Source organism: Methanomethylovorans sp., from assembly GCF_041305605.1.
In the GTDB taxonomy this organism is placed as follows: Archaea; Halobacteriota; Methanosarcinia; order Methanosarcinales; family Methanosarcinaceae; genus Methanomethylovorans.
In genome coordinates this window covers 1-20446 of record NZ_JBFYLB010000011.1, presented here as the reverse complement: position 1 = coordinate 20446, position 20446 = coordinate 1, and the positions used below count along the sequence as shown (strand labels likewise).

At 41.8% G+C, this 20446-nt stretch carries 16 protein-coding genes; 10 read left to right on the top strand and 6 right to left on the bottom strand.

All coding sequences use genetic code 11. The annotated features are described in order from the left end of the window. Window positions 1–15: 15 nt before the first annotated feature. Both ACCM36_RS00765 and ACCM36_RS00760 read right to left on the bottom strand, forming a co-directional pair. Window positions 16–726 (bottom strand): RNA methyltransferase, encoded by a 711-nt coding sequence (locus ACCM36_RS00765; RefSeq protein WP_370571791.1) that lies wholly within the window; start codon window positions 724–726, stop codon window positions 16–18. Between the two features lie 333 nt (window positions 727–1059). Continuing rightward, window positions 1060–1458: a cupin domain-containing protein gene (locus tag ACCM36_RS00760; protein ID WP_370571790.1), complete on the bottom strand. Its 399-nt coding sequence runs from the start codon at window positions 1456–1458 to the stop codon at window positions 1060–1062. 273 nt (window positions 1459–1731) lie between these two features. On the opposite strand from ACCM36_RS00760, the gene ACCM36_RS00755 reads away from it, so the two are divergent. From ACCM36_RS00755 to ACCM36_RS00740, 4 genes are all read left to right on the top strand, one after another. Next, window positions 1732–2370: a VTT domain-containing protein gene (locus ACCM36_RS00755; protein WP_370571789.1), complete on the top strand. Its 639-nt coding sequence runs from the start codon at window positions 1732–1734 to the stop codon at window positions 2368–2370. 379 nt (window positions 2371–2749) lie between these two features. After that, window positions 2750–4741, top strand: a complete 1992-nt coding sequence (locus tag ACCM36_RS00750; protein WP_370571788.1) for a PAS domain S-box protein — start codon at window positions 2750–2752, stop codon at window positions 4739–4741. A gap of 135 nt (window positions 4742–4876) precedes the next feature. Further along, on the top strand, window positions 4877–6871 hold the full coding sequence (locus tag ACCM36_RS00745) for a methyl-accepting chemotaxis protein (protein WP_370571787.1): 1995 nt from the start codon (window positions 4877–4879) through the stop codon (window positions 6869–6871). A gap of 123 nt (window positions 6872–6994) precedes the next feature. Then, window positions 6995–8236, top strand: coding sequence for a CYTH domain-containing protein (locus ACCM36_RS00740; protein ID WP_370571786.1), 1242 nt, complete (start codon window positions 6995–6997; stop codon window positions 8234–8236). Between the two features lie 7 nt (window positions 8237–8243). Here ACCM36_RS00740 and pap read toward each other — a convergent pair whose 3' ends face one another. Both pap and ACCM36_RS00730 read right to left on the bottom strand, forming a co-directional pair. Continuing rightward, the gene (pap, locus tag ACCM36_RS00735) at window positions 8244–9722 is read right to left on the bottom strand and encodes a polyphosphate:AMP phosphotransferase (RefSeq protein ID WP_370571785.1); all 1479 of its coding nucleotides are present in this window, start codon (window positions 9720–9722) and stop codon (window positions 8244–8246) included. Window positions 9723–9747: 25 nt separating this feature from the next. Continuing rightward, entirely contained in the window at window positions 9748–11052 is a 1305-nt protein-coding gene (locus tag ACCM36_RS00730) for an MgtC/SapB family protein (protein ID WP_370571784.1), read from the bottom strand. A gap of 183 nt (window positions 11053–11235) precedes the next feature. Between ACCM36_RS00730 and ACCM36_RS00725 the strand changes: the two genes are divergently transcribed. The 4 genes from ACCM36_RS00725 to ACCM36_RS00710 all read left to right on the top strand — a co-directional run bounded on the left by ACCM36_RS00725 (window position 11236) and on the right by ACCM36_RS00710 (window position 16600). After that, window positions 11236–11580 carry a DUF362 domain-containing protein gene (locus tag ACCM36_RS00725; protein WP_370571783.1) on the top strand — a complete coding sequence of 115 codons (345 nt, stop codon included), beginning with the start codon at window positions 11236–11238 and terminating at the stop codon, window positions 11578–11580. A 77-nt stretch (window positions 11581–11657) separates the two neighbouring features. Continuing rightward, window positions 11658–13424 carry a CHAD domain-containing protein gene (locus ACCM36_RS00720; protein WP_370571782.1) on the top strand — a complete coding sequence of 589 codons (1767 nt, stop codon included), beginning with the start codon at window positions 11658–11660 and terminating at the stop codon, window positions 13422–13424. Window positions 13425–13628: 204 nt separating this feature from the next. Continuing rightward, window positions 13629–15710, top strand: a complete 2082-nt coding sequence (gene ppk1, locus ACCM36_RS00715; protein ID WP_370571781.1) for a polyphosphate kinase 1 — start codon at window positions 13629–13631, stop codon at window positions 15708–15710. After that, the gene (locus ACCM36_RS00710) at window positions 15707–16600 is read left to right on the top strand and encodes an exopolyphosphatase (RefSeq protein ID WP_370571780.1); all 894 of its coding nucleotides are present in this window, start codon (window positions 15707–15709) and stop codon (window positions 16598–16600) included. Before ppk1 ends, ACCM36_RS00710 begins: the two co-directional genes overlap by 4 nt. A gap of 83 nt (window positions 16601–16683) precedes the next feature. Here the strand turns inward: ACCM36_RS00710 and pyrF are convergent, their stop codons facing one another. Next, complete coding sequence (gene pyrF, locus ACCM36_RS00705) at window positions 16684–17334, bottom strand: orotidine-5'-phosphate decarboxylase (protein ID WP_370571779.1); 651 nt, start codon at window positions 17332–17334, stop codon at window positions 16684–16686. 20 nt (window positions 17335–17354) lie between these two features. Then, the gene (locus tag ACCM36_RS00700) at window positions 17355–18311 is read right to left on the bottom strand and encodes a deoxyhypusine synthase (protein WP_370571778.1); all 957 of its coding nucleotides are present in this window, start codon (window positions 18309–18311) and stop codon (window positions 17355–17357) included. A gap of 126 nt (window positions 18312–18437) precedes the next feature. Between ACCM36_RS00700 and ACCM36_RS00695 the strand changes: the two genes are divergently transcribed. Continuing rightward, on the top strand, window positions 18438–19271 hold the full coding sequence (locus tag ACCM36_RS00695) for a metallophosphoesterase (protein WP_370571777.1): 834 nt from the start codon (window positions 18438–18440) through the stop codon (window positions 19269–19271). Continuing rightward, the coding region (locus tag ACCM36_RS00690) for a DEAD/DEAH box helicase (RefSeq protein ID WP_370571775.1) at window positions 19268–20446 on the top strand (1179 nt) is incomplete at its 3' end. The genes ACCM36_RS00695 and ACCM36_RS00690, both read left to right, overlap by 4 nt.

The window sequence follows — 20446 nt, the reverse complement described above, 5'->3', positions numbered from 1 at the left end:
GTGTACGGCACTTGATCATTTTTTCCATTCTGACACCAGATGTTTCTGTATCCTGCGCAGGACGCCTCGCAAGGTCTGTACTTCTCTTGGGATCAGACGTGCTCTCCCGAATATCCTTTTAAGCATAAGTTCCGTCTTTTCTTTTTTGTGCAAAGGATAATCAATGTCATCCAGAACCCGGGAAAAATGTTCCATTAAAAGTCCCATGTCAAAAGGATCAGCTAGTGGTGTATCTCCTGCTTGTACATCACTTAATTCGTACAGTGTCACTGCAACGGCATGTGACAGGTTCATCACTGGGTATATTTCGGATGTAGGGATGGTAAGGATCATGTCCATCATACACAATTCATCTTTAGTGAAGCCTTTATCTTCTCTGCCGTAGAGCAGTGCAACAGTACCGGAGGTGCCTTCAAGATGTTGTTTCAGGCCTCTGGGGACATGTACCGGGATACGTATGTGCTCATCGAATTTACTGCCGGTTATACCTGTGGTGCCTATCAGGAGGTTGGCACCTGCAACAGCATCTTCTATGCAGTTTGTTATGGTTGCACCCTCGAGTACATCACGTGCATGAGAAGACATTGCACGTGCTTCTCCTTCAAGAGGGCATGGATTTACAAGCGCGAGGTCTGAAAAACCGAAATTCTTCATTGCCCTGGCTACTGAACCTATATTTCCTTGGTATAGAGGCTCAACGAGTACTATCCTGAAATTAAGAGACATGATATATCCTTGATGTTTTTGGGAGCCTATAGGTGACTACAGATTATATAAGGCTAATTATGACCAATATTTATCAAATAAAACATTTGATTGCCATGGTTTTGGCTTAATTATCAAAACACGGATCTGTAGAAATCTTCGATATTCTGGCATTAATATAAGTCTGTAATTACTAAAAATGTAGGGCATAATATTGATTGAAGTTATCAATTTAACCCGATTGACCTTGATTTAGATATATTTTCTACAGAGCCAAAAAATAGAAACACTTTATTTTCATAAAGCGCAGCAATTTTGAGCTTGGAATAGTCGTGATCCTCACATCTTATACTCTTATTCCGTAGTCGTTCCGTCGAATTCCGCTTCATTGGCTTCGGCCTCTTCCTTGGTGACACGCACGATTCCATCCTTGTGATGCGCCGGCGAATAGATGGTATAGAGTTTCAGTTCCTCCGTTTCCGAAGTGTTGATTACGTTATGCTGCGCACCTGCTGGCACTACCACTGCAACCCCGTCACCCAGTTCATACTCGTTACCGTCAATTATGCATTTCCCCTGTCCACTCTCAAAACGGAAGAACTGGTCATTTTCCTCATGCACTTCCATCCCGATATCTTCCCGGGGCTTGAGGCTCATAAGTACCAGTTGGCTGTGCTTTGAAGTATAGAGAACTTTGCGAAAATTGTCATTTTCCAAAGTGGCATCTTCGATATTGATTGAAAATCCTTTCATATCCTTCTATTGGGAGGTAATCACATATAAAATCATTCGCAGTAATATTTGGTTTAAAATAAACAATTAAACTAAATAATTAAACTAAAATAAGCAAAGACAATTTTTAATTGCTCTTATATTTTTGTCCGGGGACAGAATAGAGAAGATAATCTGGTTAAATCGGTTGAGTTTGGACTTCTATAGATGTTGATTTGAATAGGTATTCTGCAGAGCCAAATAACAGATAGTAGGATCTGTTAATATCTATTAAAATAATAGATAATATTATCAATGCCACCTGAAGACAACATCAATGGACCGGCCAGTTCCGAGAAATCCACTACTTTCTGCATACTTACAGAAGATGCGGTTTCTATCCGAAAAAGAGACATTATGATCGTAAGGCTGCTAATTTTATTCATTTTTGCATGGTCTGTTTTTCTAGTATACTATCCGCCGGAAGAGATTGTCGGGTATTTGGGAGTACATAATACCTATCTAGTTGTTTTTCTGCTGGCTGCCATAGGCGGTGTATCTGCATTCACTTCAACATCCTTCTACACAGCACTGGTCGCGATATCCTTAGGAGGAGTTGATCCGATATACATCGCAATTTTTGCAAGTGTCGGGCTTACATTTGGGGATATTGTATTCTATGTTGTCGGCAAAAAGGGAAAACAATGTGTTCCCTCAAAGTACGGAAAACATATAGGCCGGTTTTTGCAATTAGTAAAAGGTGCTGGTGACAAGAACGTAGTTTTGCTAATATTTGTTTACTCCCTGACTCCACTCCCCAGCGACATACTGGCAATTGGGCTTGCACTCGCGGGATTTCCCCTTAAAAAAATGGTCCCTCCATTACTTATAGGAAATTTTGTACTTATTATTGTGCTGGCAGAACTTGCGATATATGGCTATCAGTTATTATAATCACCAGAGAAAAAAGGATTAGGGGGCCTGTTGGAAAAGTCAGTTTACTTTATATAAAATATGTATATGTAATGTTAGAAAAAATCCTTTTTGACTACGTAATCATTATCAAGGGATATATTTTATTATATGATGGCAATTAGGTACAAAAATTTAATTAATAAGTAAGATAAATATATTCTGTAATCACTTCCAAACAAACGACATTCTTTTTTGGACCTGAAATGTATGAAAAAATGGCTATCTGCGGAGCCGATCTTTGGTAGTATTTTATAGATTTCATGCTAAATAGTACTTTTACTCGATAATGGATTATATTCCGGATTAAATCACAAAACATAATATATTAGTATTTAGATAATGTATCGTAGAATATACAATGCTAGAGTATAATAATTCCCAAAATGGCATTTCCTGCTCAGCAATAGAGAATGAATATGTCAGTACCATAATGGACCAGTCACCAATAGGTATTATTATTCTGAACAAAGACTGCAAAATAGAATACTGCAATAAAATTGTTCTTGAAATGTTTGGAGATAAGGATTCTAAACTGGTTGAGAAGGATTATTTCCATAGACTGTGCCAGGACCCGCTTAATACCAAAATACAGGAATGTTTGAACAATCCGTATGGAAAAAACGAGCCGATAGAATTTGATCACATATGCATAGCCAATGATGATAGAAAAGTTGTTGGTCGATTTAAGATCGTTCCAATGACAGATATCAATGGGAATAATAAATTAATATGCTACATCGAAGATATTTCAAAATACACCCAGGAAGTAGGAAATCAAGATCAAGACATCAAATACGTGAAGCTGATAGAAAATACAAATGATGGTATTGTGATAGTACAGGACCAATTGATCAGATATTTTAATGGTACTATTGCTAAAGTTGCAGGTTATGAAGGCGAATCGATCATTGGCAGAAACTTCTTAAATTTCGTATCACCTGTATACAAGAAAACCGTTGTTCAAAACTACACGAAGAGAATGAAAGGAGAAAGAGCGCCTACTGTTTATGAAATAGAACTCATTTCCAAGAATGGCAAAAATATCCCAATGGAAATAATGACGTATGTGATCGAATTCAATGGCAAAACCGCAGATTTGATAGTTCTTCATGATATCACAGAAAGGAAGGGAGAAGAAAAAGACCTAATTGAGGCTAAAATTGCTGCAGAGTCTGCAAACGAGATATTGAAAACGGTATTTTACAGCATTATTAGCGGTGTTGTCCTCATCGATACTGAAACACATGTGATCGTAGATGTAAATCCTGTTGCTGAAGAAATGATTGGTCTGTCGAAAGAAAAAATAATTGGCAATCTTTGTCACAATTTTATCTGTCCTGCACAGCATGATAAGTGTCCTATTACTGACCTTGGATTGTCAGTGGATAAATCCGAAAAAATACTTATCAATAAGGATGGTAAAAAGATCCCTATCCTAAAGTCTGCAATACCGGCTACCATTTTAGGCAAAAAATACCTGGTTGAAAGCTTCGTTGACCTGACCAAAATCAAGGAAGCGGAACAAAGTCTGATTCAAGCGAAAATTGCCGCAGAAACTGCAAATCGAGCCAAGAGCGAGTTCCTTGCAACCATGAGTCATGAACTGCGTACACCCCTTAATTCTATTATAGGTTTCTCCAATATTATGATAAAAGGTGATGCAGGAAAGCTTGATGACATGCAAATTAAGTTTCTTGGTAACATTCATACAAGTGGCAGAAACCTGTTATCTCTCATAAACAATATACTTGATCTGTCGTCAATTGAAGCAGGTAAAATGGAACTAAATTATGAATTCTTTGGAATTGCGATCACAATTAATGAAGTTAAACAGCTTGTATCTCCATTTGCAGACAAAAAAGGGATTAAAATGGAGTTTTCCAGCGATGGACATTTTGAAAAGATGTTTGCTGATAGAATAAGGTTCAAGCAGATCCTTTTCAATCTTACAATTAATGCTATCAAATTCACTCCTTCAGGTGGAAAGATAACTATCTCCGCACACCTTGTTGACAATATGGCACAATTCGCTGTGATGGATACGGGTATAGGGATATCTGAAGAGAACCAGGAAAAACTGTTCCAGCCTTTCATGCAGCTGGATTCTGCAACAGACCGTCGTTATGATGGAGCTGGACTTGGCCTCTCTTTAGTGAAACGCTTTGTAGAGATGCATCAGGGTAGGATATGGATTGAAAGTGAAATTGGAAAAGGAACAGCTGTTATATTTGAATTACCGTTACAACCGAATACAGACCATAAACTCACTGCAAAAGTGGAGCCTAATGAAATAGTGACTCTTTTATCTGATCTAAAAAAGACTCTAGACTCTTCGATCATGAAGTCTTAATCTAAAAACTTGTATTCCAGACAAGTATCATAGATAGTCCTAAGTTCGGTCCTATACAGAGCCGCAAAACTTAAATTATTTATACCCGGATAATTATATAAAAATACAACATTAAATATTACATATGGTGAGTATATGAATCTTAAGAACAAGATCATCATTTCTTTTATCCTGTTATCAATGATATTGATAGCGATCTTTGCCGTCCAGGGTTCACAAAATCAGGAGCTATTGATAGAATATCAAAAGCAGGAAATTGCTTTGCAGGTAGAAAAAAGTGTTAACACAAGGATGGAGATGCAGCTAGAAACTGCAGCTACCGCCCTGATACCCATTACTGAAAACCAGGATACATTGAAGTTATTTGCTGAAAAGGACAGGGAGCGCCTCACTACGCTACTCCTGCCTGTATACAAAGATCTCTCTTCAAGCGGTGTAGCACAATTTCAGTTTCATTTACCGGACTCGACCTCTTTCCTCAGATTGCATAGTCCTGAAAAATATGGTGATGACCTTTCATCTTCCAGAATAACCGTAAATGAAGCAAATTATCAAATGAAGACCATCAGTGGTTTGGAAGAAGGTAAAGATGGATACGGCTTCAGAGTAGTATCCCCTCTTATGTACAACGGAGAACATATTGGTTCTGTGGAATATGGCCTGGGTTTTGATGAGCATTTTCTTGCCCAGCTACAAGAGGACTCTCCTGGAGAATATTTCATATACACATTTCCCGATGAGAAGAGCGTTGCATGGGAATCAAGCAAAAATGGGTTGCTGGCAGCAACTATTGACAGTGACCTAGTCCCAATAAATGATGAACAATTAGCACTCTTGCGACAGGGACAAACTGTATCTTTTACTTCAGAAGATGCTAATTCCCTCGTAGTGCTGATACCCTTTAATGATTATGCCGGCGCAACAAAAGGTTACATCAAATCATTGATCCCCCTGGATGGTGTAAGTCTACTTGCTGACAAGGCATCTAATAACATTCTAATAATTTCTGCAATAGGTCTTGTACTATCTCTATTGCTTGGCCTGTTCATTGCCAATTTGCTGATTAAACCTTTGAATAATATTGTAACAGCTACAGGCTATATTGCAGAGGGTGATATGACTGTGCAGGTGCAGGAATCAGATGATGAGATAGGTAAACTTGGAACTTCTATCAATAAGATGGTAGCTGGTATCAGGCAGATCGTACAGGAAGTACAGGAAAAATCCACATCTGTCACAGCAACTGCCGAGAATTTACTAACATCTACTGAAAAAATGGCAACTTCTTGCGAGGATATCAAGAAAAATGTATCCACAATCTCTTCCGGAGCAGGCCTCCAGTCACAGAAGATATCTGAAGTTACAAATGCAATGAACGACATGATTATGGCTGTTCAGGACATAGCTAACAATGCTCAAAAGACTTCAGCAACCGCAGTCAATGCCAATGAACTGATGCAAGATATAGGACAACAGTCAGAATCTCTGATCTTACAAATGAATGGAATAAAATCTTCATCTTATGAATCTGTTAAGATCATAGAAAAGCTGAATGAAAAATCTGCTCAGATAGGTGAAATCGTAACCTTAATCACTAGTATTGCAGACCAGACAAACTTGCTGGCATTGAATGCTGCTATCGAAGCTGCAAGAGCTGGTGAGCATGGACGTGGTTTTGCTGTTGTGGCAGATGAAGTACGCAAGCTTGCTGAAGAGTCAGGTTCAGCAGCAAAAGAGATAGCTATCCTTATTAAAGACGTTCAAACTGAAACCACAAGTGCTGTCTATTCAATAAAACAGGAAACTGCGAAAGTTGAAGCTGGTTCTGCTGATCTAAATAAGACTGTTGGAGCTGTAAAAGATGCAATAACAGGTGGTGATGAAGTTGCCAGGATGGCACAGGAGATCGCAGCTGCCACAGAGGAACAATCTGCTTCCATAGAAGAAGTAACAGCTTCAATAGAAGATGTATCTTCTGTTTCGGCAGATTCTGCAACCGGCACTAAGAAGATTTCTGACACTATTGAAGAAGAGGCAATTCTTATGTCAGACCTCTCCCAAGAGGCACAGAATCTTGCAGACATGGCAGATCATTTGAGAGAAAGTATTTCAAGATTCAAACTGACATAGCTCTACATCTGAACAGGCCATTGATGGCACTGTTCTTTTATTATCTTTTTTAATGACCCGTGCCTCTTTTTTCATCATTGCGGAAATACTAAGTACCAATAAGCACACTATTTTATGATATCAATGGAAATAGAAGCTAAATTTTCCGTTCCTGATAAGGACATGTTTGATCATTTAATTAATGTTCCAACTATCGGTCAGTTCAAACCTGACACTGCAGTTAGGACCGCCTTGGAAGATACATATCTGGACACCGTAGACATGCTGATCATGTCAGAAGGATATTACCTAAGGCAGCGGAAAAAAGGACAGAGTATTATCTATACCCTCAAATCCCTCGGTGGATACGGGAAAGATGGAATAAGAAGCAGGGAAGAAATGGAATGTACTCTTGCCAATGATAAACCCATCGGAGATTGGGAAGAATCGCACATGAAAACTTTTCTTTCACAGCTTGTGGGAGCCAATTCTCTGGTGCCATTGTTTAAAGTTAACCACTTAAGGTATAACCGAAAAATATCTCATACAGAAAAGGAGAAGCAGTTTGCAGAACTTAGCCTTGATGATGTGAAGATTAGTGCCTGGGGAAAAGACATGAAATACCAGGAACTCGAAGCCGAGCTGTTACCAGATGCAGATCAGACTGAACTGGAAGCTCTTGCAAGCGTATTAAAGGAAGAGTTCGGTCTGATCCGGGGCAGTCCTTCAAAGTTCGAACATGGAATCATGTTACTGAATAGGGCTGACAACGAACCAGTAACTGAAGAAATTGTTACTTCACTTGATCCCTTACCCTTGCAGACCCTTTTTGAGAAATACCACATCGAAAGAATGCACGCCCGGAAAGTAACAGAAAATGCACTCCAGCTTTTTGATGAACTGAAAGGCATACATGGCCTGGGGAATGAGTATCGTCGTGTGACATGGATATGCTCCCTTGTACATGATATCGGAATGTATATCGATGTGCAGGACCATCATAAAGCCGGAAGGGACATTCTGATGTATTCGCCTCCCAAAGAATTGCCTGAGAAATTCCGGCCGATTGCCGTGTGGACAACCTTCCTTCACAAGAAGAAAATAGATAAGAAAAAACTGGATAAATTAAAGAGTAAAACCTTCGGGAAGCTGCCGGAGGGAATGCAGACGAATATCCTCAAAATAGCTGCTCTCATACGCATTGCAGATGGACTGGATTACAGTCGCATGAATTCCAAGTTATATAAGGTCATTGTAGACGATTACAATGTTATGGTCCTGGTCAAAGGAGAGGGGGCCTCCATAGATGCCGATAGAGCTGACACTAAAAGTGACCTGTGGCGTTTGATCTTTGATCAGATGATAGTATTCAGAGCTGAAAGCTGATGCCAATCTAACGAATGTGTTCCTCTATGGTATCGACCAGGGTTTTTAGAGTCTTGATCCTGGAATACCTCTTATCGTTCGATTCCACCACTGTCCAGGGAGCATAGTCAGTATCTGTCCTCAAGAGCATATCATCCACTGCTTTAAGATAAATATCCCACTTTTCCCTGTTCCTCCAGTCTTCAGGAGTGATCTTCCATTGTTTATCGGGGATTCTTTCTCTGCTTTGAAATCTTCGAAGTTGCTCTTCCTTGTCTATATGCAACCAGAACTTTACAATGATAGTTCCAAAATCAGTAAGAGTTTCTTCAAATTCATTTATCTCCTGATATGCTCGCTGCCATTGATCGTCCTTGCAGAAATTTTCCGCTCGTTCCACAAGCACCCGACCGTACCAGCTCCTGTCGAATATAGTAATATGCCCTGCCTCAGGCACTCTTCTGTAAAAGCGCCACAGATAATGGTGACTCTTTTCATAATCATTAGGGACTCCTATAGGTTCAACCTTGTAAAGCCTTGGATCAATTTTTTCGGCTATACGCCTTATATTACCCCCTTTGCCGGCAGCATCCCAGCCTTCAAAGGCAACTACAACAGGTCTTTTTTCCCTGAATAGTTCGTATTGCAGTTCACCAAGTCTTTTCTGATAGAGATCCTTTTCTTGTTCGTATTCTTCGTCTTCCATCATCAAGGAAAGATCTGCATTTAAGAGTCCAGGTGATGATGGCCTAAAATTATCTATTCTCTTTGGATCGGGCAGCAGACATTTGCTCTCCAGCTTGCTGTTGATATGCTGTTCCATCATTTCAAGGGCTGTGGAAAGTATTTTCAATGTTGCATGATTGAGGTTCTCTGTTTCCACTATTGTCCAGGGAGCATGTTGAAAATGAGTTTTTCCTATTACTTCATCTATCACGGAAAAATAGTTCTCATACTCATTTTCATAATCCAGCTCTTCATTGACAACGGATACAGGAATATCTTTTTTTTCGTATTCCCTAAGCCTTTTAGCTTGCTCTTCCTGGCTTATGTGCATGAAGAACTTCATTAGAAGGTACCCATCATCTGTAAGTTGCCTTTCGAAGTAATTTATCTCTCGCATGCAGTGATCTAACCCATTATACTTTGATCTCCGATCAAAGTGTTCAATTATGGCTCTGCTATACCAGCTTCTTTCAAATATGGCTATTTTCCCATATGCTGGTATTTTTTGCCAGAACCTCCACAACATAGGTTTTTTTGATTCTTCATCATTCGGTTTTACTGTCACGTGAAACCTTAACCCCATTGGATTAAATGCTAACATGCAACGATTGATAATAGTATCCATTCCGGAAGCGTGCCATCCTTCAAAAACCATCATTATCGGTATCTGCATCTTCCATGCCTTACGCTGCAGCTCTCCCATACGGATGTACAGTTCTTCTATCTGAAGCTTATAATCTTCCTTGCTTACGCGAAGGGACAGGTTAACACTTTCGAGCATTTGATCCTCTCTTTGAAATTCATATTTATCTGAATAATCCATGCTGGAATATGCTCCAGGCTATGAGGGCCACGCTTCCGGTAATAACTATCAATATGAAAGGTTTCAGGGATCTGCTGAACAACTCTCTGGAACCAGTTATTTTTATAAATACGGGCTTTGTCAGTGTGCTTATAATACTTGCCATTACTGCAGTTTCAGCAGCTGTCTGATAGGAGATGCTACCACCAAGTGCAAGAGCTGTCACAGATGCAGTAACTGCCGCACTGCTCACTATACCTCCCAAAGCTGTAGCATATGTACCTACAGGTCCTCCAAAAGTGTTGGCCGTATTTGCCAGCAAAAGAAAAAGAGCAAAAATCAAACCAAACTTAAAAGCAGGGCCAAGAGCAAAAGGCGAGCCAATCTCAAGTGTCTCCGGGGTGACCTCCATCTTCTGCCTTTCGAACAGTACAAGCATCACTGTAGCAAGACCCATTATTAGAAAAGGAGGAAGCATAAGCAATGCAGTCCTGCCACTGGTATCCACAATTATAGCTATGACAAGATCTCTGATGAGCATGGATATGACTGCCAGCATAGAACCCATGTATATGTTCTCTGTGAGGTTGATCCTCCTGCGTGAAATGGTTGCCAGTGCTACAATGGTAGCTTCACTACTGACCAGACCGCCCAGAAGCCCGGAGTAAGCTATGCCTCCTTTGGAACCCATTTTTTTGAGAGATAGATAGTTTACAAAACTAATAGATGACACAAGGACAACTATAAGGATGGCTGATTTGAGATTAAGCACATCATAAATGGGTTCGTTAGGCACTAAGGGATACAACACAAAAACTACTGCCAGGAATTTCAGTGCACCTGCGATATCTTTTTCAGACAAATGCTCTGCCAATGAGTGCAATGGTTTTTTTTCAATAAGCACAAATGTTAGAACAACAGCGAAAACAATTGGAACCAGGAACATACCACTGCCTACCAAAATACCTAAAAGGTATGTAAAAAAGAGAGCAATCGCACTGGTAAGGCCAGAACGCCCATAGACTATGTTCACTGCGTATACTGTAAGAATGCAGGAAAAAAACATAAAGATGGTAGTTATAAGGAGTATATCAAAGGAAACGTAAGGTTGCATGAATGTAGCTAACATGCCGATAAGACATGTAATGGTAAAGGTTCTTACTCCTGCGTAGATCTTCTTGCTGGTCCTCCAGTGCTCACGTTCGATCCCTATGAGTATCCCTATCATGAGAGATACTCCCAGTTTTTGGAAAAAATTTACAAGGAAAGGATCAAGTCCCAGTTGATTTATCAAGTCCATTATTTGCATGATGCCTTCTCTTTACCTGCGTAAAGTGATAATATATATTTGACCCCATATATATTATATCCTCGACAGATTTTTATTTTGTAGATATGAATTACATTGAAGAAGAGTAAGAGACAATTTCACAATACATTTAAATTGTGCGGGTACTTTCTTTGCAGACCCCATTAATTAAGAGTGTTCTATATGCCCTGGATATTGAAGAAGAAATGCATAGCCTGTAAAAAGTGTGTTAAGCGATGTCCAGTGGATGCAATTTCCATTTCCAGGGACAAAGCAGTTATCGATGACCACATGTGTATCTACTGTGGCAAATGCGTGAAAGTATGCCCTGTACATGCTGTCCTGAAAGATAGGGAAAAAGTGAAAATGGATGTGGAAAGCAACGTCAAGTCATTCCGCAAGAAAATGAAAAGCCACAAAGGTCCTGGTACAAAAAGCCGCATGGTGAAAGGGGAAGTAAAACAGCTTGAAAGGCAGAGAAAGATAATACAGGGTATTATCCGGGAGCTCAGGCGTCTTAAACCTTGACCGCCCGCTCATGCATGAACTCCCTTCATTTTTATTCATGCACAAAACTTTAATTATCAGGAAAACCAGGAATACTTATGGACCAAGAGTGGAAGGATAGTATTTCAAAGCAATCTGTGGTTTTCATGATCATTGCAGGTTTGATCTGCATGGCATCCTCGATCATATATGCAATATTTGAAAGCATTAACCGATTTTCGGAACCTGGCCAGATAGTCCTGTCCCTGGGGCTTGCAGGGATAAGTATTCCTTTTATCATGGTTGGCCTGAACCTACTCTTCCCTTTGAAGTCAAGTACAGGCTTTCTTTTATCGCTTGGTTCCATATTATCTGCTTCAGGCGTCCTTGGTTTCATCCTCCTTTATCCTGATGCCTGGTTCTATCCTGAAGTGGCATACGTAATGATTGCTTATGCTGCAGGAGTTTTCCTGCTGTTATTCAACATCATGTTGCAGCAATCCGGAAATATTTCAGTTACTATCGATCGCAGATCCAAGCCCGAAAATATCGACAGAGGCAACACTATGTATTCCGGAGAAAATCAATTAACAGCAGCCCTTAGCAGTATGATGGTTTCCCATATACTACACCCCGCAAGTGAATTTTCGAGGTGGAACTCTACCTGTCATGAAAATGAAATATATACATGTGATACTGAGATAATCATGAAAGATACCGAACAAAATAAAATCTGTACAGCAGAGTCGTCAACGGAGAGCATGCCGGAAACAGTGTTTCCGGAAACAATGATAGATCAGACCCCGGAACCACTTGAAACCATAGGAAGTCTGGCAACGACCACTGACAGTATTACAGAGGATGTCACTGCTGGAACAAAAGTCAAAAGCTTCGTTTCAATGAAAAGAACTGACATCAAAAAAGATGACCACATGAGGGAAGCAGCCCATAAGATATTGAGATTCCATTTTGGAAGGATGCTTAAACATGAACGTGGCACAATGCTGGGTAAGGATATAGAAGAACTACATGATATGCGAGTTGCAGCCATGCGCATGCGCTCCGTGTTGGAGGTATTCAATGGTCATCTGGACATGGATGTAATGAAAACTTTTTTCAGGGGCATTAAAGCAACACGCAGATCCCTTGGAGCTGTACGGGATCTGGATGTGTTCATGGAAAAGATACAGCATCATATTGGATCGCTTCCGGAGCAAAGAATGTCGGAACTGGATGAGCTTATTGGCACCCTTCTGATCGAAAGAGACAAGGCAAGAGGCTTGATGCTGCTGCATCTTGATAGCAGTAAGTATGATAAGTTCAAGCTCAAGTTCACACAAGTGCTGGAAAAAGAAGGAGGATGGGAAGAATCTCTGGTAGATAAGTATGGCAGGCCTCTGCCCCACAGAGTAAGGGATGTCCTGCCCCCTCTTTTGTATAATCAGCTCGCTACGGTAAGGGCCTACGATGATCTTGTGCATGGAGATGAACCTTCCTATGAAATGTTGCATGCTTTGCGCATAGATGTGAAGATCCTAAGATATACCCTGGAATTCTTTGAGGAGGTCCTGGGAGAAGAAACAAATAGCCTGGTCAAAGACCTCAAAGCACTGCAGGACAATCTTGGTGACATTCACGATGCAGTAGTTGCAATGGAATTACTGAAAAACTATTTGAAATACGGGAAATGGGGTTCTAGAGGGAGCAGGAAATCGGGAGAAGAGCATATAATATTATCAGAGCCTGGAATAGAAAATTATCTTGCCTACCGTAAGAACGAGATCAAAGAATTATTTGAAGCTTTTCCGGAAGTATGGGCGAAAGCAATGGACCCGGATTTCGGGACCAGGTTCTCAGGTGTGGTCGCCTCACTATACCACGATTGAGACCGTGCATAACCCAGACTGATATAGAGACTATATACATGTCGATAGGGCTATTGCTAATAAGTATAAAATGTTATTATAGATGAACAAATATTTTGTGAGAATATCTCGTTACGATGGTATTCCATGAAGTTGTGTTCAGGTAGTGGCACATATGTTGACTGGAAAGTTTAAATCTAACTTAAATTATATATTGTGATATAGATGGTGAAAAAAATAGTCAAATTTGTTAACCGTGAGATAAGTTGGCTTTCTTTTAATGAAAGAGTGCTGCAGGAGGCAGCAGACCCTTCATTGCCATTGCTGGAGCGCCTGAAGTTCCTTGGTATTTTCTCATCTAACCAGGATGAGTTCTTCAGTGTGAGAGTAGGCACCGTTCACAGAATGATAGATGCGGGTGTGAAATCCAGTGAAATAATCGGGGATTCTCCAAAGAAAACAATGAAAATGATCCATAAAAGGGTACTGCAGCTTAGAGATAGATTCGATGAGATATTTATAGAGCTTGAAAAAGAGCTCGAAAAAGCAAATATATCCATTATCAATGAAACAGAACTTAGCCCACAGCAGCAGGACTTCGTTCGGGATTACTTTATTTCCAAGGTGCGTCCCAGGCTTGTACCCATCATGTTCAGGGAACTCAGGAAATTCCCTTATCTTAAGAACCAGGCCATATACCTGGCAATTGCAATGTACAAGTACCGTGACCCACAGGATTTTAACTACGCCTTGATCGAGGTTCCTGCAGACGTGTTACCCCGTTACCTTCCATTGCCATCAGACACTGACACTCAGTACATAATAATGCTGGATGATATAATACGCTTCGGTCTTACAAACATTTTCTCTATCTTCGATTATGATTCCATAATTGCATACACCATCAAACTGACCAGAGATGCTGAGCTTGACATAGATGACGATGTGATGAAAAGTTTCTTTGAAAAGATCTCTGAGGGTCTAAAACAAAGAGAAAGAGGAGAACCTGTGAGATTCGTATATGACAGGGAGATCCCCGAAGATCTGCTCCATATCATCCTTGAGGGTCTGAAACTAAAAAACTTTGAAAATATAGTTCCCGGTGGAAGATACCACAATGCACGGGATTTCATGAACTTTCCGGATGTGGGTACCAGTTCCCTGCTATATGAAAAAAGCAAACAGATAAGGCATCCGGACCTGCCAGTTAACCGTAGTGTCCTTGATGTGATACACAGTAAAGATGTGATGCTCTGTTACCCATACCATTCTTTTGACCATATGATAGACCTGTTAAGAGAAGCAGCTATAGACCCTAACGTGACAGACATCAAAATGACATTCTACCGGGTAGCGAAGAATTCCAATGTTGTAAATGCCCTTATCAACGCTGTAAAGAATGGCAAATCTGTGACCGTGGTGATCGAACTGCAGGCTCGCTTCGATGAAATGGCCAACATCTACTGGACACAGAAACTGGAGGAGGCAGGTGCTACCATTATAGATGGGGTACCGGGACTTAAAGTACATGCAAAGCTCTGTGAGATAACAAGGATGGAAAACGATATACCAGTAAGCTATGCGTGTATAGGCACCGGTAATTTCAATGAGGCCACCGCTCATGTCTATAGTGACCATTCATTGCTAACTTCCAATCCTGCCATCACTAAGGAAGTGAAACATCTTTTCGATTTCTTTGAACATACTTACAAGCATATAAGCTATGATCACCTCATAGTTGCACCTCACTATATGCGCAACAAGATCTATCGGCTTATCAATATAGAGATTCGCAATGCCAGGACTGGAAAAAAGGCTTATATGTACCTGAAGATGAACAACCTTGTGGACCGCAGGATGATAGAGAAACTGTACGATGCCAGCCAGGCAGGAGTAAAGATCCGCATGGTAATAAGGGGCATATGCTCCCTTGTTCCCGGAATAAAGGGACTCAGTGAGAACATAGCGATCACAAGCATAGTAGACAAGTATCTGGAGCATTCCAGGGTATTCATTTTCTGTAATGGCGGCGACGAGAAATATTTCATTTCTTCTGCGGACTGGATGGTGCGCAACCTTGACAGAAGAGTAGAAGTAGCAGTCCCTATTTACGATATTTCCATACAGAAAGAACTTAAGCAGTTCATGGAGACCCAATTTGCTGATAATACCAAGGCACGTATCATTAATAAGGAACAAAATAACAAGTATGTAAAAAGGAATCTTTCAAGTGATATAAGGAGATCACAGGACGAACTGTATACTTTCTTTAACGACAAAGCTTCCGGAAAAGGTGGGACGCAATGAAATTCGCTGCTATAGACGTTGGTTCAAATGCAGTGAGGCTTTTGCTTGCAAGGGTGGAAGAGGAAAGTGTTCGTCCCGTGTATGAGAAGGTTTCCCTTTTCAGAATGCCGATACGGCTGGGAGAAGATGCATTCCCCCACAAAAGAATATCAGAAGAAAAGATCCAGCAGCTTGTCAAGACCATGATGGGCTTTAAGTACCTGATGGACGCTTTCGAACCTGCGGACCATATGGCATGCGCTACATCAGCCATGCGTGAAGCTAACAACAACAGGGAAATAGTTGACCGTATCCGCAAGAGAAGCGGGATCGAGCTTTCCATCATCAGTGGAAAAAGAGAAGCCGAGATAATTTATTATAACCACGTAGAAAGACTGGCTGACGATAATAACAATGTATGTCATCTGTATGTGGATGTTGGCGGTGGCAGCACCGAAATAATCGTTTTCGATGAAGACAAGATAATGGAATCCCGGTCTTTTGATATTGGAAGCATACGTATACAAGAGGGGCTGGTGACCAGAAGGGATTGGGAAGATATGAAGCTGTGGGTAAAGCATGTTTCTTCCCGCTATCAGCCAATATCCGCAGTGGGAAGCGGAGGGAACATAAATTTTCTTTTCAGTATGTCCAAAATAAAAGATGGGGAACCTTTTGAATACAACAAATTAAAAAAACTGCATAGTTACATCCGTTCGTTCACCATGGAACAACGTATATCAGAATTGGGAATAAGACCTGACAGGGCAGATGTGATAGTCCCTGCAGCAAAAATATATCTTTCGGTAATGAAATGGAGTGGAATCTCGGAGATGTTCGTGCCGCAAATGGGACTGGCCGATGGTATCATCCATGTGTTGTACAGTAAACACAAGCAGAAGTTTGTATGATAACTAAAAAGAGTGTGCCTCAGGACTCATAGGGTTCATCACTGTTCAGAAAATGATCTCATCACAGGCACACATAATAATTTTTAAGCATCCTTTATTTCTTTTCCAATGCCTATAGCCACTTGCCTTGGATCATCAGCAAGGTAAATGCTTCTTCCTACTATTACCCAGTCAGCTCCTGCTTTGATGGTATCTGCAGCGCTTCCACCCTGGGCACCCACACCGGGGGATATAATGGCTAGATCATCCCCTATTATACTGCGGATCATTTTTACGCGCTCAGGACGGGTAGCCGGCGCAACAACACCCGCAACCTTTGCATTTGCTGCCATCTGTGCCATATCCTCTGCTGCCTTCTGCATGAAATCCAGAGCTCCGGGGTGGCTCATCTCTGTAACCACATATATCTCTTTACCATGCTCTTCGGCAACTTCCACACACATCTTAAGACTGTCAGAACCGGTAAAAGCATGCACAATTACAGCATCTGCTCCCGCCCTGAACACCTCCTCACATATCAGACGGTCAGTGTTAGGTATGTCAGCGACCTTGAAGTCAGCTATCACTGGTGCCATTTCTGCAATTTCGCCTATGATGTCTTTTCCTGTTGCCAGGACCAGAGGATAACCTATCTTGATTGCATCCACGTGGCCTTTTACGCTTTGGACTATTTTAAGCGCCTGCAGTCTGTCTGTAACATCCAGGGCAAGTATGAGTCTTGTATCCTTTATCATGAATAATCCCTCCTGATTTGTTATTTATGATCTTTAGAAAGCCTGCTCCTTACAGCTGCCACAAGCAGAGGCAAAGTAATTGTTGCATCAGAATGAACAGTGACAGAACGGGCACTTTCACTTACCTTGCCCCAGGAACGTGCTTCATCAAGTGTGGCACCACTCAAGCCCCCTGTCTCAGGAGTATCCATGGTAAGCTGTATAGCATACTCAAATTCCTGGTGGGTCACGAGCATGGACTGGAAAATATAGTTCTTGGGAACTCCACCACCGATTAGCAATGCACCTGGATTTTTTGCTTCGTAGCAGACATCGATTATCTCCCTCATATCAGCGAATGCGTCGACATTAAGAGTATGCATCTGTTTGTACAGCCAGGCCTGCAGCCCTATCATTGAATCCTGGATAGCAGGGCAGTACACAGGCACGTTCATGTCTGCAGCAGTACGCAATATGGAGTTCTTGTCATCGATGTTATTACCGATATGCGTCATGAATTCTCTGATGGATATTGTCCTGTCACCTATATCAGAGAATATCGCCTGCATCTTCTCTTCAAAATCCGTAAAATGATGCTCAGGCAGGAACACATCATAGATGCGGTTTATTTCCTGGTGTTTGAGTTCCACATCATCAGTTTGCTCACTGCCTTTGTAATGGTGCAGGCCCATGGATTCCACTAGCTCATGCACCATGTTTGCTCCTGTTGTGACCAACACGTCTATGTAGCCATCTCTGATAAGGTCGGCTACAATGGCACGCATGCCTGCTGGCACCATGGCTCCGGCAAGTCCGAAGAAACTGGTGCTCTTGTTGCTTAACATCTCATGATAGATATCTACTGCATCAGCTATCCGGCCTGCTCCAAAAGCACAACCATCCAGCGCATGTATCAGTTCGTCCACGCTCATGCCAGCTGTGATCCTGGCCTGATCGATCGGACACTGAAGACTTTCTTCCATTGAATGATGAACCATTTAAAAGCCCTTCTTTTTGTACGTTTACAGCATTCATGTGTTTTAAGGTTTCTTCATACAAGAAAGACTGACATAATTTAAAATGCATTACTACCATATTTAAAGCAAAATCCATACTATATACGAATGACCATAGAAATAGAACCCATATTCAATGAACCTGCACTTGTTGTGAAAAATGAACTGACATCCCTGGTGATAGCAGACATACATCTTGGAATAGAATGGGACCTGTATGCAAGTGGTTTTTCCATACCCAGCCGCATGCAAAAAGGTCTTGACCGCATTCTGGGATATATCCAATCCGTAGAGCCTGACAGGATCATCCTTCTGGGTGACGTGAAACATAACGTGCCCCAGATCTCCTGGCAGGAAAGGGACGAGCTCCCTTATTTCCTGAGAACTCTGGCAGAACACGCGCATGTGGATATCCTTCCTGGAAACCATGATGCTGGCATAGAGTTCCTTCTTCCTGATGGGAAAGATGTGCAGTTGCATTCTTCCAGAGGGACTGTTATAGATAGTGTGGGATACTTCCACGGTCATACCTGGCCTGCTCCCGAACTACTTAAAGTAGAGTACATGATAGCGGCACACAACCACCCCACTATCCGTTTTACAGATCCTCTTGGCCATACGGTGGTGGAACCTGCCTGGGTGCGCACCCGGCTAAAAAAAGAAGTATTACAGGCACATTACAGTAGCATGGACCTGAATGAGGATTGGCGGAACCCACAGGTGTTCATAATACCGTCTTTCAATGAACTTTGCGGAGGAGTTGCATTCAACGAGTCGCTGGAAGATGACCTGCTGGGACCCATATTTTCATCAGGGGGAGTGGAACTCGATAATGCAGAGCTTTATCTGCTGGATGGTACAAATCTGGGGCTTTTGAAAAACGTGCGTAAATTACATGGTCCGAAAAAAGACCGTAAGGGAAGAAGGAAGGGGCAAAAATGAGTTTTGGAAATCTATTCGATGCATTTGATCCGAGAATTCAGGAGACTCTGGTAAAACTTGGATTCAAGGCACCTACGGAGCCCCAGGATAAAGCCTTTCCCCATATACTAAAAGGTGAACATACTTTTCTCATAGCTCCTACTGGTTCTGGTAAAACGGAATCTGCCGTATTGCCTATCTTTAACCACATCCTTGCAAGATCCCCGGAAGAGAGAAAAGGCATATCAGCCCTCTATATCACACCCTTGCGGGCATTGAACAGGGACATGCTCTCGCGCATACAGTGGTGGGGCAAGGAGCTTGGTATCAACGTGCAGGTCCGTCATGGAGACACTTCACGTAACGAACGCCAAAAACAGTCACGCAGACCACCGGACTTTTTGATCACGACACCTGAAACCTTGCAGGCAATGTTCACAGGCAAGTTGCTGCGTGAAGGTCTGAGCTATGTAAAACATGTGGTAGTGGATGAGATCCATGAGCTAGCTGCTTCAAAAAGGGGAGCGCAGCTTGCAGTGGGCCTTGAAAGGCTGGTGGAGCTTGCAGGAGAGTTCCAGAGAGTGGGACTTTCTGCCACTGTAGGCAATCCTGAGGAAATTGCACGGTTCCTTGCAGGATCAGAGAGAAACGTGGTTGTGTTGCAGGTTATCATGTCCAAATTCCTGGAGTTTAATGTGGTGCGCCCGCAGATAGCTGCAGAGGACATGGACGTATCACAGCTGGTAGGATGTGATATTGAGTTTGCAGCTCACCTCAGATGCATCCGGGACATCGTACAAAGGCATGAGTCTACTCTGGTCTTCGTCAACACAAGACAAAGTGCTGAAGCACTGGCATCAGGTTTCAGGATAATGGGTGAGTCCATAGGAGTACACCATGGTTCCCTATCCGTGGAAGCACGTATCGAAGCTGAGGAATCTTTCAAGGCAGGGGACCTAAGAGGCCTTATATGCACTTCTTCCATGGAACTTGGCATTGATATCGGCAAGGTGGACCATGTCGTACAATATGGATCTCCACGGCAGGTTTCTAGGCTTTTACAAAGAGTGGGACGCGCAGGGCACAGGATACACGAGATTTCCAGAGGTACCATTCTCGCGGTGGGACAGGACGACGTTGCAGAGAGCATGATGATCGTGATGTATGCTCTCGAAGGGAAGGCGGAAGAGATATCA

What these genes read in the sequence shown, in the direction of transcription:
- ACCM36_RS00765 (WP_370571791.1), bottom strand. Translation starts at nt 726, where the DNA reads ATGTCTCTTAATTTCAGGATAGTACTCGTTGAGCCTCTATACCAAGGA.
- ACCM36_RS00760 (WP_370571790.1), bottom strand. Translation starts at nt 1,458, where the DNA reads ATGAAAGGATTTTCAATCAATATCGAAGATGCCACTTTGGAAAATGAC.
- ACCM36_RS00755 (WP_370571789.1), top strand. Translation starts at nt 1,732, where the DNA reads ATGCCACCTGAAGACAACATCAATGGACCGGCCAGTTCCGAGAAATCC.
- ACCM36_RS00750 (WP_370571788.1), top strand. Translation starts at nt 2,750, where the DNA reads ATGCTAGAGTATAATAATTCCCAAAATGGCATTTCCTGCTCAGCAATA.
- ACCM36_RS00745 (WP_370571787.1), top strand. Translation starts at nt 4,877, where the DNA reads ATGAATCTTAAGAACAAGATCATCATTTCTTTTATCCTGTTATCAATG.
- ACCM36_RS00740 (WP_370571786.1), top strand. Translation starts at nt 6,995, where the DNA reads ATGGAAATAGAAGCTAAATTTTCCGTTCCTGATAAGGACATGTTTGAT.
- pap (WP_370571785.1), bottom strand. Translation starts at nt 9,722, where the DNA reads ATGCTCGAAAGTGTTAACCTGTCCCTTCGCGTAAGCAAGGAAGATTAT.
- ACCM36_RS00730 (WP_370571784.1), bottom strand. Translation starts at nt 11,052, where the DNA reads ATGCAAATAATGGACTTGATAAATCAACTGGGACTTGATCCTTTCCTT.
- ACCM36_RS00725 (WP_370571783.1), top strand. Translation starts at nt 11,236, where the DNA reads ATGCCCTGGATATTGAAGAAGAAATGCATAGCCTGTAAAAAGTGTGTT.
- ACCM36_RS00720 (WP_370571782.1), top strand. Translation starts at nt 11,658, where the DNA reads ATGGACCAAGAGTGGAAGGATAGTATTTCAAAGCAATCTGTGGTTTTC.
- ppk1 (WP_370571781.1), top strand. Translation starts at nt 13,629, where the DNA reads ATGGTGAAAAAAATAGTCAAATTTGTTAACCGTGAGATAAGTTGGCTT.
- ACCM36_RS00710 (WP_370571780.1), top strand. Translation starts at nt 15,707, where the DNA reads ATGAAATTCGCTGCTATAGACGTTGGTTCAAATGCAGTGAGGCTTTTG.
- pyrF (WP_370571779.1), bottom strand. Translation starts at nt 17,334, where the DNA reads ATGATAAAGGATACAAGACTCATACTTGCCCTGGATGTTACAGACAGA.
- ACCM36_RS00700 (WP_370571778.1), bottom strand. Translation starts at nt 18,311, where the DNA reads ATGGTTCATCATTCAATGGAAGAAAGTCTTCAGTGTCCGATCGATCAG.
- ACCM36_RS00695 (WP_370571777.1), top strand. Translation starts at nt 18,438, where the DNA reads ATGACCATAGAAATAGAACCCATATTCAATGAACCTGCACTTGTTGTG.